The organism is Snodgrassella alvi, from assembly GCF_002777855.1.
GTDB lineage: Bacteria > Pseudomonadota > Gammaproteobacteria > Burkholderiales > Neisseriaceae > Snodgrassella > Snodgrassella alvi_E.
Genome location: NZ_MEIK01000034.1, coordinates 107,155 through 123,975, shown reverse-complemented (window position 1 = coordinate 123,975; position 16,821 = coordinate 107,155). Strand labels below are relative to the sequence as shown.

Sequence of the window (16,821 nt, the reverse complement as noted above, 5' to 3'; positions counted from 1 at the left end):
CCACCATGAATAACTATTTCGACTCCATGTTTGCCCGCAAAGAATTTCTGGCACGCCTGATGGTACACAGCTTAAAAACCAGCAGTGGCTGGCTCGAACTGGCCTTTGCTGTGATAATTATGTTTGGTACGTACTGGCTAAGCTTGAAAATACTGGCCGTCATCAACCGACATACTCAGCAAAGAGAAATCAAATTTCCGGTTCTGTTTCATTTTATTACACGCTTATTATGGCCGGTATTACTGTTACTGTGTACCATCATTGCCATGGTTATCTGGCGCGTCAGTACCGGCGAATCGGTTCTGTGGCTACAGCTTACTGCCTTTACCGCACGCTGGCTGCTGATGATTCGTATCATCATGGCCGTATTGCACAACGCCATACCCAATAACCGCTTCAATGAACGCTATGAGCGGTCTCTTTCTACTTTTTTATGGGTGTGCTTTCTGCTCTGGCTCACCAGTCTGGATACCTTTATTATCCGATTACTGAAATCACTGGCCTTGCCGATAGGTTCAACCAGCCTGAGTCTGTATACCGTCATTACCGGCAGCATTATTGTTGGCATCGCTATCATTATCGCAATGTGGCTATCGCGCATCACCGAACAGCATATACTTAAAGCAGAAAAACTTGATGTAAATCTGCGCTATGTGCTGGTGAAAATTGTCAAAACTCTGCTTGTGGTTGTGGCTGTACTGATTGCGCTTCCAATGGTAGGTATCAATCTCACTATTCTGTCTGTATTCGGTGGTGCCTTAGGTGTTGGACTTGGGTTGGGTTTGCAAAAAATTGCCAGCAACTATGTATCCGGCTTTATCATTTTGGCAGACCATTCCGTGAGACCAGGCGACCGGCTGAATATTAATAATTTTACAGGTTATGTGACCAAAATAACCGCTCGTTTTGTGGTATTGCGCAGCAGTGATGGTTCAGAAGCATTGATTCCTAACGATACCTTTGTTTCCAATACAGTAATCAATGATTCCTATTCCAGCAAAATCATGTCTAACAATCTTACCTTACAGGTTGCTTACAATACCGACCTGCCACAGGCTCTGGAAATATTGAAAGAAGCAGCAGCCAAACAGGCACGAGTGTGCGACGACCCAAAACCAAACAGTTTTGTCACTGGGTTTGCCGATTCGGGTATCAATCTGTACGTTAATTACTGGATTCGCGATCCCGAAAATGGATTTATGAGCATTAACTCAGCCATTTTGCTGGAAATATGGAACCGTTTCAAAGAAGTAGGTATAGAATTTCCATTTCCGCAGCAGGAAATCCGCATACTTAACGATGCAAGCGATCCCATTACCTGTGACAGCATAACGCACCAAGTTACTACTGAAGAAGAACCATCTTTTTCTGAACCACTGCCAACTGCACTCAGCGTTTCTTCTTTTCATGCAGGCCAGCATAAACCTCATGAGTAGTCTTAACACCTATAAAATGCCGGTGTCTGTACTGGTGGTGGTTTATAACAACAACCACCAGATACTGCTACTTGAGCGCGCAGATAAACCCGGCTACTGGCAATCAGTCACTGGCAGTCAAGAAGCCGAAGAAACTCTGGAACAAACAGCCAGACGTGAACTGGCTGAAGAAACTGGTATTATTTCTACCGATATTGTCGACTGGCAGTTTTCAAGCGTGTTTGAAATTTATCCACATTGGCGGCATCGTTATGCACCGGGCGTAACACATAACACTGAACATGTTTTTTCGGTTTGTATAGACGCTTCTACTCCTATTAAACTATCACCACGCGAGCACCTGCTTTACCAATGGTGCCCTCTGGGGCAAGCTGCTGAGCAGGTTTTCTCACCTTCCAACCGTGCAGCACTTATCCAGTTGCCCCAACGCTGGTGATTCTATTTTTCCAACACCTTTCATGAACGCCATCACTATTGCCACTTACAATATTCATAAAGGCATGTCTGCACTAAACCAGAAAGTACAGCTGTTGCAAATGACTACAGCTTTACAGCAGCTTGCTCCAGATATCCTGTTTTTACAGGAAGTACAGGGATACAACAGCAAACGAGCAGACAATATTCCTGATTTTCCTCGCCAACCACATTACCAGATTCTCAGTGAACAACTGGACTATCATGTGAGCTACGGCCGCAATGCACGCTACAAATACCGCGATCATGGCAATGCTATCCTTAGCCGCCACCCCATGATCACTTGCCATAACCTGGATATTAGTGTCAATAAAATGGAACAGCGCGGACTGTTACACTGCGAAGTTCAGCTTCCACAATGGCAAACGCCATTAGTGTGTTTGTGTGCTCATCTCAATCTGCGCGAACCAGATCGTATTAAGCAGTATCAAACTATATATGATTATATTCAAAGTGAAATAGACCCTGCGAAGCCCTTGATTCTGGCCGGAGACTTCAACGACTGGCGCCAGCGTTCTTACAATACTCTTGACCCAAAACTGAATCTGCAAGATGCATTTTGTAATTACCACAATGCACCAAAAACTTTTCCGGCACGCTTACCCCTTTTAAGCCTCGATAGAATTTTCATCCGCCATTTAAAAGTACTGGCAGCCAAACCATTAACTGGTCAGCCTTGGCAGAAACTATCTGACCACCTGCCCTTGTTTGCCATCATTTCTCCTGAAAACGAAAAAAATTCATCAGCACACTAATCGTGCTGCTACAATTAATCAAAAACCATATAGAATAGCAAAAATAAACAATGGGATAGATAATTAGTTAGTAACTATTTTGTTAACCTTAATACCTTAAATATCAGATTGAATTATGCTCGCTTTCTTTGCAAGACAAATACTGAGCCTATTTTCATAATAGTTTTCAGCAGTTTCAGCAGCAAAGTTTTCTCATCATGACTAATTAGCGAATTGCAAGATGCCAAACTGGTTTATGCAGACATCACAAAATATACTGAAGTTTGGCATCAACTCTTTGCTATTTTATTTTTTATTTCTTCTGGTAGTTTTTTCTATTTATATAAGATTCCAGAAAATTTTCAATTGCAAAAACTCATAACACCGTATTTAAACTAAACCTGTTAGTAAAAGATTAATCTTTCCAATTGTTTGGTTTTGTCTCGCACTCACTTAATTAAACAAGCATATTCATCCGAATATAATTCTCTCAGTCAGTCCCATCGCTATTTCATTTACCGGCAACCTTTAATTATTTGCACTTAGTGTAATGCTGGCTATGTGGCTATTTTAATCTCGACAATGATGCCAGATTTCTTTCACTACTATTAATATAATTATAATTATTTTATATTAAAATTTAAATTTCACCATTTAAATTATGATGTTGAATAAAGGCTTTGGTTTGCCATCCATAAAAATACAATCGATAAATTTGCTGTCTTCAAATCATTAGAATTCATTGATAAATTTCACTCGGCATACATTGCGCCCATAACCTCATGCCAAACAATTAGATACAAGTTAGCTGAATGCATATTAAATACAGTATCTAAGCAATCTATTGATAAATTTAAATTATTCAACTAATAACAATATGCATTTACTCGTTCAATTATCAAACAAGCTTCCATGCAATCCCAAAAATCAGAACCTCTTTAGAACAATCAGGCTTCGAATAGACGATTAGAAGTGCCATGTAAAAAGGATTAAAATACCACACTCAATTTCACCAAACCTCACTGGCGGTGATATCAAACTCATTCATACTATTAACAGTATGCTGAGTAATAAAATAATAGGATAGCAATTATGAATTTTCCTCCCCGTATCATGCCAAATACCCGAATGCGAAGAATGCGGCATGATGATTTTTCACGCCGCATGATGCGTGAAACCATCCTAACAGCAAATGATTTTATTTTGCCGGTTTTCGTGCACGAAAAAAGCGGTCGCACTCCGGTCGAATGTATGCCCGGTGTTGAACGGTTATCCATTGATGAATTATTAAAAGTTGCCGAACAAGCACTTGAACTTGGTGTACCAGTACTGGATTTATTTGGTGTACCCAATCCAGAATGTAAAACAGCTGACGGACGTGCAGCATGGGATGAAAATGGTATTATCCAGCGAGCTATTCGCGCTTTAAAATCACGCTTTCCTGAATTAGGTGTAATGGCTGATCAGGCTCTTGATCCCTATACCACTCACGGGCAGGATGGATTACCAGATGCAAATGGCTATATTCAAAATGATGAAACAATAGAAGCTATTATTAAACAATCATTATCTCACGCCGACGCAGGTGCAGATATTCTTTCACCAAGTGATATGATGGATGGGCGCATTGGCGCCGTACGTGAAGCTCTGGAAGAAAATGGTTTCATCCATACCCGCATTATGTCCTATGCTGCTAAATATGCCTCTGCTTTTTATGGTCCGTTTCGTAGTGCTGTAGGTAGTGCAGGAAATTTGGGTAAAGGGAATAAATATACTTACCAGATGGATCCCGCAAATAGCAATGAAGCACTTCATGAAGTCGCACTAGATATTGCTGAAGGTGCTGACATGGTAATGATTAAACCAGGTATGCCCTATCTGGACATCATTCGAAGGGTTAAAGATGAATTTGCTGTACCTACTTATGCATATCAGGTTTCAGGCGAATACGCAATGCTTCAGGCTGCGATACAAAATGGCTGGCTAGATGCGGACAAGGTGATAATAGAAAGCTTACTGGCGTTTAAACGAGCTGGTGCTGATGGCATCCTGACCTATTTCGCACTAGATGCTGCTCAACGGCTCAAACAACAATCCAACGTTTAATTTTTCATTCATCATCAATCCCATAACGATTGCATAGAGCTGCCGTAACCAATCTTCTTCTATAGTTAAAGCCGGCAGCATCCATGCAATCCCAGAACAATCTAAGCTCTACTTTTTTCTCATATTCAGGCTGATCTAAATTACCTTTACACTTAAAAATTTTGATTAAAATTACAGCATCATTTACATACTTATCTAATAACTTTGAAACACTCGAATTTACTTTGCGCTATTACAATTTAAATTAAATAATTCTTGGCTCAGCTATAAAATGGCATATTAATTGCTTTAATGAAAAATGAAATAGGTTAATCTCTATCTAACATTGATACATTAAAAAATTAAATAAAATAGACATCTACATCGATTAAAAACTTTATTTGCGTCGTATTTTAATTAATCTTATCAACCACGTTCATCCTTAGCGATAAAATTACAACACAGCTAATTTTTTTTAACACGAAACTATATTTATATAAAATTCCTTAAAATATAATTTGTTACCTATTTTTATAGCTTATTTTCTATTTTGAAATACAATCAGCATATTCGATATGCGCAATTAAAATTATAAGAGAGCTTATTTTGATATAGATTAATTATTTCTAAGAAAACTAAATTGTAATTCATGTAAATATCATCTTCTCAGATAGCAGCAGGAAGAAAACCAATTTATAATTTTTAGTTATATATCAATTATTTATTCATACACCTAGTAAAGATATTTTCAATTCAGAATTGTAATCCAGTAGCAATAATTGTGTGTTAATAATTGTATTAATATATTAATGTAATTTTTAGACTTTACCCATCCCTTCTTATCGCCATAAAAAAAATAAAAATAAATGTATGATTTGTATATAAAATATAAACAGAAATAAAAACAAGAATAATACTTATTTAACATTCCTTAAATAACATATAGCCACAGGCAATATACAGTTTGCCAACATTGTCTTAAAATAGTAACTCCCGTTTTTTACAAACGTTAATCGTGTTTCCCGTAATGTTGAGGTCGTTACATGAAATTAAGTAAGCTCTCAGGGATAGTATTGACGATGCTGATCGGTTCGCTGTTGTTAAGCGGCTGTGATGCAGCTCTGCTAAACCCTAAAGGCCATATAGGTCAGGAAGAACGCACGCTGATACTGACAGCAATCTGCTTGATGTTGATAGTCGTAATTCCGGTGATTATTATGGCAATTCTCTTCTCTCTGAAATACAGAGAGGGAAGCAATGCCAAATATTCGCCGAAATGGGCGCATTCCAATAAACTCGAGGCCGTAGTTTGGGGCATTCCTATCCTGATTATTCTCATTCTGGGAACAATCACTTGGAAAACCACTCATTCTCTGGACCCGTATCGTCCGCTGGAAAGTGATAAAAAACCAGTAGTAATTGAAGTTATTTCATTAGACTGGAAATGGCTGTTTATTTATCCAGAACAGGGTATTGCTACAGTTAATGAAATCGCTTTTCCGAAAGACACACCGGTGGAATTCAGAATCACTTCTAATACAGTGATGAATTCATTCTTCATCCCCCAGCTGGGTAGTCAGATTTACGCTATGGCCGGTATGCAGACCAAGCTACATCTGGTAGCTGATACTGCCGGTGAATACAAAGGTATTTCATCCAGCTACAGCGGTGCCGGTTTCTCTGGTATGAAATTCACTGCCATTGCTACACCGGATGAAGCCAGCTTCAATCAATGGGTGGAAAAGGTGAAACAGTCGCCAAATACACTTAATGACATGGCTTCATTCAACAAACTGGCTGCGCCTAGTCAATTCCACAAAGTGGAATACTTCTCCAGCGCAAATCCGAGTTTGTACGGCAACGTGATTGCTAAATTTGCCAATCACAATATGCCGGCTACTTTACAGGCCAGTGCCGCCAGCAGTGCTGAGTAAGCTTGCGAGGAAATAAACAATGTTCGGAAAATTATCTTTAGATGCGATACCGTTCCATGAACCAATTGTCATGGTAACGATTACAGCCATCATCGTCATAGGTTTGGCGTTGGTGGGTGCAATTACGTATTTTCATAAATGGACCTATCTGTGGAAAGAATGGTTTACCACAGTTGACCACAAACGCATCGGTATCATGTACATCATTGTCGCAGTGGTGATGTTGGTACGTGGTTTCGCCGATGCTGTGATGATGCGTAGCCAGCAGGTACTTGCTTCCTCTGGTACCAGTGATGGCTTTCTGCCGCCACATCACTATGATCAGATTTTCACCGCCCACGGTGTAATCATGATTTTCTTTGTAGCAATGCCATTTGTTATTGGTTTGATGAACTTCGTCATTCCGTTGCAGCTAGGCGCGCGCGATGTGGCTTATCCATTCCTAAATAATCTGGGTTTCTGGTTTACCGCTGTCAGTGTAGTGCTGGTTAACTTGTCATTGGGTCTGGGCGAATTTGCCCAAACTGGCTGGTTGGCTTATCCACCGCTGTCTGGATTGGAATTCAGCCCTGGAGTTGGTGTAGATTACTGGATATGGAGTCTGCAGATATCGGGTATAGGTACTACGGTAAGTGCGGTTAACTTTATCGCTACCATACTGAAAATGCGTGCCCCTGGCATGACTATGATGAAAATGCCTATCTTTTGCTGGGCTTCTTTCTGTAGCAACATTCTGATTCTGACTTCTTTCCCGATTTTGACTGCATCTGTAGCGATGCTGACATTAGACCGTTACCTTGGCACCCACTTCTTTACCAATGAATTGGGCGGTAACATGATGATGTATATCAACCTGATTTGGGCATGGGGTCATCCAGAAGTTTATATTCTGATTCTGCCAATTTTCGGTGTATATTCAGAAGTAACTGCTACATTCTCACGTAAAACCATGTTCGGCTATACCTCAATGGTATGGGCCACCGTATGTATTACCATCTTGTCTTTCATTGTATGGTTGCACCACTTCTTTACCATGGGCTCTGGTGCCAACGTTAATGCGTTCTTTGGTATCGCCACTATGATTATTTCCATTCCGACTGGGGTGAAAATATTCAACTGGTTGTTTACTATGTATGAAGGCCGTATTTCTTTCCATGTTCCAATGCTGTGGACGGTAGGCTTTATCATTACTTTCTCCGTAGGTGGTATGACCGGCGTACTGTTAGCTGTACCAGGTGCCGACTTTGTACTGCATGGCAGTCTGTTTTTGGTAGCCCACTTCCATAACACTATTATCGGTGGTGTGGTATTCGGTCTGTTTGCAGCGCTCAACTACTGGTTCCCGAAAGCATTTGGCTTCAAGCTGAATGAAACATGGGGTAAACGCGCCTTCTGGTGTTGGTTTATCGGCTTCTTTGTTGCGTTTATGCCGTTATATGCACTGGGCTTCATGGGCATGACCCGTCGTTTGAGTCAGCACATTGACCCAGCTTTCCACACATTGCTGTGCGTAGCTGCTGCTGGTGCTGCCATCATTGCTCTTGGTGTGGTATGCATGGTGATTCAGGTAGTGGTTTCCTGCATACATCGTAAAGAAAATCTAGATGTGACCGGCGACCCATGGGATGGCCGCACACTAGAATGGTCTACTTCTTCTCCAGTACCCTTCTACAATTTCGCTATTCAGCCTCAAGTTGAATCCCGTGATGCATTCTGGGACGAAAAAGAAAAAGGTATTGCGTATAAGAAACCAGCTAAATATGAAGAAATTCATATGCCGAAAAATACAGCTGCCGGTCTCGTTATCGGTGTATTCTCCCTGATTTTCGGTTTTGCCATGATTTGGCATATCTGGTGGATGGCCATCATTGGCTTCGCTGGCATGATTATTAGTCTCATTGCCAAGAGCTTCGACACCGACGTGGATTACTACGTACCGGTTGCTGAAATTGAAGCCATTGAAAGCAAACGTTTTAATGAATTAACTAAAGCAGGACTGAAATAATGTCAACTGAAACCTTGATTCACGGTAAGGCGCCTGAACACGCTCACCACGACAACGGTTCACTGAAGGTATTCGGGTTCTGGATTTACCTGATGAGTGACTTGATTTTGTTCTCTTGTCTGTTTGCCACCTATATCGTGCTCCTGCCGGGCACGGCTGGTGGCCCAAGCGGCAAAGACATTTTCGAGCTCCCTTTTGTGCTGGTAGAAACTTTTGCTCTGTTACTGAGTTCCATTACATACGGTTTTGCCGTACTGGCAATGAATCGCAATAATCAGAGTCAGGTTTTGTTGTGGCTGGTTATAACCTTTGTATTCGGTGCCTGCTTCATTGGGATGGAGCTGTATGAATTCCATCATCTGATTACACATGGTATGGGACCGGATCGCAGTGGATATCTGTCTGGCTTTTTTGCTCTGGTAGGTACCCATGGTCTGCACGTTACCGCCGGTCTGATCTGGATGGCAGTTCTGATGATTCAGGTTGCTTCGCGTGGTCTGACTAGTGTTAATCGTACGCGTATTAACTGCCTGAGCCTGTTCTGGCACTTTCTGGACATCGTGTGGATTTGCGTGTTCTCAATTGTATATCTGATGGGGGTAGCGTTATGAGTCAGTCAAACCATCAAGACCATATTCCACAACATGGCAGTGCTAAAAACTACGTCATTGGTTTTATCCTGTCGGTGGTATTAACTCTGATTCCGTTTCTGATGGTCATGAATCATGCAGCAGACAAGAAAACTTTGTTTGCGGTGATTGTGATTACAGCTGTATTACAGCTTATTGTTCAGTTAGTATGTTTCCTCCATTTGGGCAGTAATCCGGAAGAACGCTGGAATCTAATTTCATTTATTTTCACCGCAATTGTGATTGTATTGCTGGTAGGCCTTTCCATTTGGATTATGTGGAGCCTGAATGCAAACATGGTGTTAGGTTAAAGGCAGTTCATGATTAAGCCATACCTGCAAGTAACTAAACCAGGTATTATCGTCGGCAACCTGATTTCGGTTGTCGGCGGGTTTTTGCTGGCTTCCAAAGGCAGCATTAACGGTTTCCTGCTAATTCTTACTCTGCTGGGCGTGTCTCTGGTAGTAGCTTCTGGCTGTGCGTTCAATAACCTGATTGACCGTGATATCGATCCGAAGATGGAACGTACCAAGAATCGTGTTCTAGTACGAGGGCTCGCCTCTGCACGGGTGACCTTTGCATTAGCCACGATACTGGGTATTGCTGGGTTTGTTGTGCTTTATTTTGGTGCTAACCCGTTGGCCATGTGGTTATCTGTAATGGGCTTTGTGGTTTATGTAGGGATTTATAGTCTCTATATGAAACGGCATTCTGTTTACGGTACCCTTATTGGCAGTCTGTCAGGTGCCGCACCTCCAGTGATTGGTTATTGTGCAGTAAGCAATAATTTTGATGCTGGTGCACTTATTCTGCTAGCGATTTTCAGTCTCTGGCAAATGCCACATTCCTACGCCATTGCGATTTATCGCTTTAAGGATTATCAGGCAGCCAATATTCCGGTTTTGCCAGTGGTAAAAGGTATTGCGGTAGCCAAACACCATATCACGTTTTATATCATTGCTTTTATGTTTGCGACACTGATGCTGTCTATAGGTGGTTATGCCGGATACAAATATCTGGTGGTGGCTGCTGCGGTCAGTGTATGGTGGCTGTGTATGGCACTATCTGGTTATAAAGCGCAGAATAATGACCGTATATGGGCACGTAAACTGTTTGTATTTTCGATTATAGCTATCACTACCTTAAGCATTATGATGTCGGTAGATTTCATGACACCGGCCTCTCCTACTGTATTAAGCTTGGCTGGTTGATACCGTAAACATGAATACATAATAATACGCAAACCACCCCAACCTGCCTTTGTTTCTTTTACAATAGGCAGGTTTTTCTTTTAAGCTGTACTCAATATGAATTCCAACAATAATGATACACACATGAACTCCGCCGAAAGGCGAGCAACATGGGGATTAGGAGCGGTTTTTTCATTGCGCATGCTGGGCATGTTTATGGTTTTGCCGGTACTGACCACTTATGGAATGACATTACAAGGAGCCAATGAAAGCCTGATCGGGCTGGCTATTGGTATTTATGGCCTGATGCAGGCTTTACTACAGATTCCTTTTGGCTTATGGTCAGACCGTTTTGGACGCAAGCCACTGATTGTGGGCGGTTTGATAATCTTCACTCTGGGCAGCATCATTGCCGCTGTAACCACCTCAATCTGGGGCGTGATTTTGGGACGAGCTTTACAGGGTAGCGGCGCAATTGCCGCAGCCGTAATGGCTCTACTTTCAGATTTAACTCGTGAACAGAATCGCACTAAAGCGATGGCTTTTATCGGCATCAGCTTTGGCATAACATTTGCATTGGCCATGGTATGTGGCCCAATTATCACACATGCATTTGGTTTACACGGTCTATTTTGGGTCATTGCCTCACTGGCAGTAATCGCTATTGCACTGACTTTATTTTTTGTACCTGTGAGCAATGTTCATGTGCTCAATCGTGAATCTGGTATCGTGAAGGGTAGCTTTGGCACTCTACTGCGTAATGCACCCTTATTCAAGCTAAACATAGGTATTTTTTGTCTGCATTTTCTACTGATGTCTACCTTTGTTGCTCTGCCTTTGCAACTTGAACAAGCAGGATTTCCAGCATCCAAACACTGGCAAATTTATTTATACACAATGCTGATTGCATTTATTACGGTATTGCCACCGATCATTTATGCAGAAAGTAAGCGCCGGATGAGACGAGTTTTTATCATATGCGTTGCCGGTCTAATGCTTGCAGAAACAGTTTTATGGCTGGCCAATGTTTCCTTTTGGTCCCTAATTATAGGTGTATTGTTGTTTTTTATTGCGTTTAATTTGATGGAAGCCTTGCTGCCATCTTGGGTAAGCAAAGAAGCGCCTGCCGGTTTTAAAGGCACAGCAATGGGCATTTACGCTACGGGACAGTTTCTCGGAGTAGCCTGCGGTGGCACCATCGGAGGCTGGCTGGCTGCACATTGTGGTGCTCATACAGTTTTTTTGTTTGGTACAGGATTAGCTGTGGTGTGGTTGCTGCTAAGTTGTACTATGCAGGAACCACCCTATCTGGCTAGTCTGCGCTTGACGCTGGGCAGCAATCAACTTTTGCCCAAGAATGCACGCCAACAATTATTGCAGCAGAATGGTATTAGCCAAGTTTTGATTGTGCCTGAAGAACACAGCATCTACATTAAAATTGACAGTAAAGTTACCAGCCGCCAGCAGTTGGAAGCTTTTATCAACTCCATCTGCAGATAGGTATCTATTAACAAGACGTTTTTTTCGTATCCGGCTCATAGTTTAAATAAAATACCTGCCAGAATATAACTTGCGCTAATTATTTATTTCTAAGCAGTTTTATTTTTAAACTTGGCCGGATTTTATGGCATTCAATATTGATAATTTTCTTTTTTACCATTTTTCACAGGAATGAAAAATTTATGCCTGCTCAAAGGCCTGCATAATTTCCTGTGCTAGCACAATCTGGCTATCAACTACTTTTGTAGCACCAGCTTGGATAAATAATTGCTTATCCTGTTCATATCGGCTAAACGTCACGATTTGCAACTGAGGATTGAGTGCCAGTGCAGCTTTGATAATTGAAACAATCTCTGTTTTATTTTGGATGGTAATAATCAAATTTCTGGCTTCGGACACAAATACTGCATCAAGCATACCATCAGACAAAGCGTGTCCGTAAGCCACTGGTATCTGACGTGCTCGTAGTTCTGTTACTACGTCAAGCCGGTTTTCCTGAACATATACCGTTTCATTCTGAGCCTGCAAATGCCTGATAATTTCCTGCCCTACCGGACCGGCACCAACGAGGACGGTATGATTGCTGACAGCTGGCGCAACAGCCATGTCTTCATCAACAAAATAAATCGATACCGGTTTAATGGGAGCAGCCACTTTTGCATGAGGCTTATCAGACATCATTCCGCTGTCAATCACGCCTGGTGCTGCTGAGGTAGCCTGTTGATTCTGTTTTTCTAGATACCGGTTAAGCCAGACAAACAGAAAAGGATTACAAATAATGGAAATCAGAGCACTCCCTAATATCAAATCGCTGGCCAAGGGAGGCAATATTTTGTATACCGACCCTAAGCTGGCTATCATAAAAGAAAACTCCCCAATCTGAGCCAATGCTACGGCAATGGTTAATGCTGTTTGTGGCGGATAACCAAATACGCGCACAATCAGAAATGCGCCTGCACTTTTGCCGATTACCACAACCAGCAGGGTTGCTATGAGCAATAAGGGTTCACGAATAATAATGCTGGGGTCAAACAGCATCCCTACTGAAACAAAGAACAAAACTGTAAAAAATTCTCTCAATCCGCTCGAAGCATCTTCAGCTGTGTGATTCATACTGGTTTCACTGATGATGGCTCCAGCAAAAAACGCACCCAGTGCAAATGAGACACCGAAAAGATAATTGGCTAATATGGCGCAACCCAGCGCTACGGCTATAACCGCCAGCCGGAATAGCTCTGGACTACCGGTGCCTACTACACGCTGTAAGGACCAGGGTATGAGACGGCGCCCCAGAAACAGCATCACTATCACAAACGCAATAATCTGAACACTGGTTTTGCCTAGTAAATAAAATAAATCAGCACTCGAAACACTTCCTTGTCCTGACAATACCGGCGCCAGCGCCGGAATCATGACCAGCACAAACACCATGGCTATATCTTCCACAATGAGCCAGCCGGTGGCAATGCGGCCTTGCGTAGAATCCCCCAGATGCCAGCGCTGCAAAGCAGCTATTAAAACTACCGTAGAAGCACAAGATAAAGCCAGCCCAAACACAATTCCGGCACCAGAGCTCCATCCGGCCAGCCATGCCAATAGCCAGCCTAATAGGGTAGCCAGTGCAATCTGTATCAGTGCCCCAGGAATGGCAACACGTTTGACTGCAAGCAAATCGCGGATAGAAAAATGTAAACCCACTCCAAACATGAGCAAAATTACGCCCAACTCTGCCAGCTGCTGTGATAAATGCATATCAGCAGTAAAACCTTTGGTGTACGGCCCGACAATAATCCCTGCAAAGAGGTAGCCAACTAAAGGTGGCATACGTAATTTGTGGGCTATATAACCGAGTATAAAAGCAAAAAATAATCCGCCTACAATGGTTTCTACCAGTGGAAATGAGTGGTGCATTGATTTCTCAGGGTAATAATCAGTAATAGTAAGTAATCTATATTAACGGATAATTCTTGATAAATAAAAGCTTTTATCAGCTTTTCATATATAATTATCGTTTTTTATCTAATCTTTGCATATATTATAGTTAAGTATCCCCATTTATTAATTGCATTAATGAAGGGGACATCAAATCGTACTTATTTCCGAGCCATATTCCATATTCTTAGTTGAATATGAAATATTATTTTTCTGAGCGAAATAGTTAAAATTTTTTAAATTTGTGTCTGCTTGTACTTAATAAGGTTAGTTAAATTCACTATAATATTGGTTTAGGAAAGTTTTATTAATGACTATAAACAGGATACCGCCGGTAGTTGCCTATCCGGGTAAAAGCGCTTTGTTTATTACGCTTGGCATTAAGGACAATGAAACAGCAGTTGCTGATGTTCTTGATTTTATCACCGGTTTTTCAGCTTTAATACGCAGTTTACATGGCCGTTTTCATGATGAACATTTCAATGCGTTAATGGGGATTGGTTCGGATGCGTGGGACAGATTGCGTCCAGCGAAACCCAAACCGAAAGAGCTAGTGCCTTTTACTGAAATCAAAGGTGCTAAGCATACTGCAGTGGCCACACCAGGCGATTTATTTTTCCATATTCGTGCAGACCGTCAGGATATTTGCTATGAAATGGCCGCAATGATTCATGAAATTCTGGGAGAGGCCACTTATCCGATAGATGAGGTCAGCGGGTTCCGTTATCTGGATGGGCGTGCCATTATTGGTTTTGTCGATGGTACTGAAAATCCTGACGACGAACGCAAAATGGATTATGCCGTGGTTGGAGATGAAGATCCGCTGTTTCGTAACGGTAGCTATGCTTTCACTCAGAAATACCTGCACAACATGCAGGCATGGCGACAATTATCAGTTGAGGAACAAGAAAAAACTATCGGTCGGCGCCGATTCAATGATATTGAACTTTCCGATGAGGAAAAACCGCAGACGGCACATAACAATGTCAGCAAAGTTTATGATGCTAAGGGTAATGAACTAAAAATAGTTCGCGCAAATGTTGCTTTTGCCCATCCATCGAAAAATGAATATGGTACATTCTTTATTGGCTATGCTCGTTCATTTGCTGTTACCCGTCAGATGGTTAAACAAATGTTCACCGGTAATGCAGAAGGACATGTTGATCGTCTGCTGGATTTCAGTACCCCAGTGAGCGGCAGTCTATATTTCATTCCTTCTCCTGATTTAATGGATGAATTTGATTCGTAAGTTACTTTTGCATGTTTTATTCAAGGGGAACCTGCTCGAAACTGCGACAGATTCGGTTTAACTCTAATTTATAACATCAACTCAATAAAGGAAAACTGTTTGCATGGGTAGTGTACTTTTTTTACAGGCCATCACCGTTATTTTTTCGTTGTCCATAGTCACGACGCTATTAAATAAACGGTTGTTTGATATGCCACAGGCCATTGGTGTGCCGATTGTTTCTGCAATTCTTGTATTCGCTCTGCAATGGGGTATGAATTTGTTCGGACGCAATCATTTTATTCATGTGGATATCATGGCGTTGAAAGCTGCGGTTGGCCATATTAATTTTTATGATTTTCTGGTTAACGGTGTAATCTGTTTTATCCTGACTTCCTCTGCCCTCAAATTCAAGATTTCCGATTTAAAACGCTACTGGCGTCAGATATTAATTTTGGCCACTCTCGGTTTGTTGTTGTGTTCCGTACTGTTTGGCGGGCTGCTTTATGCTTTCCAGTTTCTGGTAGGAGATTATGTCCCGCTGCTCGTGCTGTTACTACTTGGTTCTGCCCTCGGTGCCACTGACCCTATTGGTATCAAAGGCGTATTGAGCTCAGTTCGCACACCTCGGCATTTGATGGTTAAGCTGGAAGGTGAATCTTTATTCAACGATGCAATGTGTATCGTGGTGTTTATGACCATTCTAACGCTGATTAACGGCCAGCATGTTTCACCCATAGGTGTGATTGAGAATTTCTTCTATGAAATTATTGTAGCCGTGATTATCGGTTTTATCTTTGGTATCGGCGCATTACGCCTGCTACACGGTAAACATGAAAATGAATCACTGATTCTAGCCACTGCCCTGCTCGCTTCTGGATCATATCTGGTGGCCTATTTTGCCCATGCTTCCGGCCCAATTGCCTGTGTGGTTGGAGGTCTAATTGTCGGTAATAAATGGCAGGAAGTATTGCAGAAAAAAGAAATAGATGATGTTAATAATTTCTGGCATGCGGTAGAAGGGATCATCAATTCTTTCCTATTTACCCTGATTGGTCTGGAACTTTTTATTGTAGACATGAGCAAAACGCTGGTTATCGGCGGTATTGTTGCATTCGTGTTACTACATCTGAGCCGCTTTATCGGCAATATTCTGGCCTTTATGCTGTTTCCTAAAGTGCATAAGAAAAGCTACCATGGCAGCCTGACCATTCTGTCATGGGGTGGTGTGCGCGGCGGTATTTCTTTGGCTTTGATTCTAGCCGTAGCCAATATGCCGGCATTGGCCAAATACAGCGATATTCTTGTTGGTTATACTTTTATCTGTGTATTGCTATCAGGTGTGGTATGTGGTCTGGGGTTACCGGAAGTATTGAATGCGTTTTATTACAATCCGGACGAGCCGAAAACCGGTTTTCGCGGCTGGTATCAGCGCCAGTGTCATCGTTTTAACCGCAGTGGCGTGATGTATACAATTGAAGATCGGTCTGATGGTTCAGAATATATTTCAGTTTATAATCCGATTGCTGTAGCTACCGCTGCTGCTGACCCGAGTGAAGAGATTGCTCTAACACCAGAAGAATTAAAACAGAAAGTAGACAAATTGGAAAATCCGGATAATTTTTAATCCGAATCTAAAAATGCCGGCTTGATTAAGCCGGCATTTTTATTAAG

At 41.8% G+C, this 16,821-nt stretch carries 13 protein-coding genes; 12 read left to right on the top strand and 1 reads right to left on the bottom strand.

Going from position 1 to position 16,821, the window contains the following annotated elements; translation table 11 throughout:
* Positions 1–5: 5 nt before the first annotated feature.
* The 10 genes from BHC43_RS06355 to BHC43_RS06310 all read left to right on the top strand — a co-directional run bounded on the left by BHC43_RS06355 (position 6) and on the right by BHC43_RS06310 (position 11,987).
* A complete protein-coding gene (locus BHC43_RS06355) occupies positions 6–1,436 on the top strand; it encodes a mechanosensitive ion channel family protein (protein ID WP_100152392.1) in 1,431 nt (476 codons plus the stop codon).
* Positions 1,429–1,872: a dihydroneopterin triphosphate diphosphatase gene (gene nudB / locus BHC43_RS06350; RefSeq protein ID WP_100156842.1), complete on the top strand. Its 444-nt coding sequence runs from the start codon at positions 1,429–1,431 to the stop codon at positions 1,870–1,872. The genes BHC43_RS06355 and nudB overlap by 8 nt, the downstream gene beginning before the upstream one ends.
* A 22-nt stretch (positions 1,873–1,894) precedes the next feature.
* A complete protein-coding gene (locus tag BHC43_RS06345) occupies positions 1,895–2,665 on the top strand; it encodes an endonuclease/exonuclease/phosphatase family protein (RefSeq protein ID WP_100152390.1) in 771 nt (256 codons plus the stop codon).
* A gap of 1,071 nt (positions 2,666–3,736) precedes the next feature.
* On the top strand, positions 3,737–4,750 hold the full coding sequence (gene hemB, locus BHC43_RS06340) for a porphobilinogen synthase (protein WP_100152389.1): 1,014 nt from the start codon (positions 3,737–3,739) through the stop codon (positions 4,748–4,750).
* Positions 4,751–5,772: 1,022 nt separating this feature from the next.
* Positions 5,773–6,663 (top strand): ubiquinol oxidase subunit II, encoded by an 891-nt coding sequence (gene cyoA, locus BHC43_RS06335; RefSeq protein ID WP_100139952.1) that lies wholly within the window; start codon positions 5,773–5,775, stop codon positions 6,661–6,663.
* Between the two features lie 19 nt (positions 6,664–6,682).
* Positions 6,683–8,668 (top strand): cytochrome o ubiquinol oxidase subunit I, encoded by a 1,986-nt coding sequence (cyoB, locus tag BHC43_RS06330; protein WP_100139951.1) that lies wholly within the window; start codon positions 6,683–6,685, stop codon positions 8,666–8,668.
* The gene (locus BHC43_RS06325) at positions 8,668–9,279 is read left to right on the top strand and encodes a cytochrome o ubiquinol oxidase subunit III (protein WP_100139950.1); all 612 of its coding nucleotides are present in this window, start codon (positions 8,668–8,670) and stop codon (positions 9,277–9,279) included. Before cyoB ends, BHC43_RS06325 begins: the two co-directional genes overlap by 1 nt.
* Positions 9,276–9,608: a cytochrome o ubiquinol oxidase subunit IV gene (gene cyoD / locus BHC43_RS06320; RefSeq protein ID WP_100139949.1), complete on the top strand. Its 333-nt coding sequence runs from the start codon at positions 9,276–9,278 to the stop codon at positions 9,606–9,608. The genes BHC43_RS06325 and cyoD overlap by 4 nt, the downstream gene beginning before the upstream one ends.
* Positions 9,609–9,617: 9 nt before the next feature.
* Positions 9,618–10,508 (top strand): heme o synthase, encoded by an 891-nt coding sequence (cyoE, locus tag BHC43_RS06315; protein WP_100152388.1) that lies wholly within the window; start codon positions 9,618–9,620, stop codon positions 10,506–10,508.
* Positions 10,509–10,631: 123 nt separating this feature from the next.
* The gene (locus BHC43_RS06310; RefSeq protein WP_100157079.1) at positions 10,632–11,987 is read left to right on the top strand and encodes an MFS transporter; all 1,356 of its coding nucleotides are present in this window, start codon (positions 10,632–10,634) and stop codon (positions 11,985–11,987) included.
* 180 nt (positions 11,988–12,167) lie between these two features.
* Here BHC43_RS06310 and BHC43_RS06305 read toward each other — a convergent pair whose 3' ends face one another.
* Entirely contained in the window at positions 12,168–13,898 is a 1,731-nt protein-coding gene (locus BHC43_RS06305; protein ID WP_100139947.1) for a cation:proton antiporter domain-containing protein, read from the bottom strand.
* Between the two features lie 331 nt (positions 13,899–14,229).
* Between BHC43_RS06305 and BHC43_RS06300 the strand changes: the two genes are divergently transcribed.
* Together BHC43_RS06300 and BHC43_RS06295 are read left to right on the top strand one after the other, a co-directional pair.
* Positions 14,230–15,168, top strand: coding sequence for a Dyp-type peroxidase (locus BHC43_RS06300; RefSeq protein WP_100156841.1), 939 nt, complete (start codon positions 14,230–14,232; stop codon positions 15,166–15,168).
* A gap of 103 nt (positions 15,169–15,271) precedes the next feature.
* Positions 15,272–16,774: a cation:proton antiporter gene (locus BHC43_RS06295; RefSeq protein WP_100139945.1), complete on the top strand. Its 1,503-nt coding sequence runs from the start codon at positions 15,272–15,274 to the stop codon at positions 16,772–16,774.
* Positions 16,775–16,821: the final 47 nt, after the last annotated feature.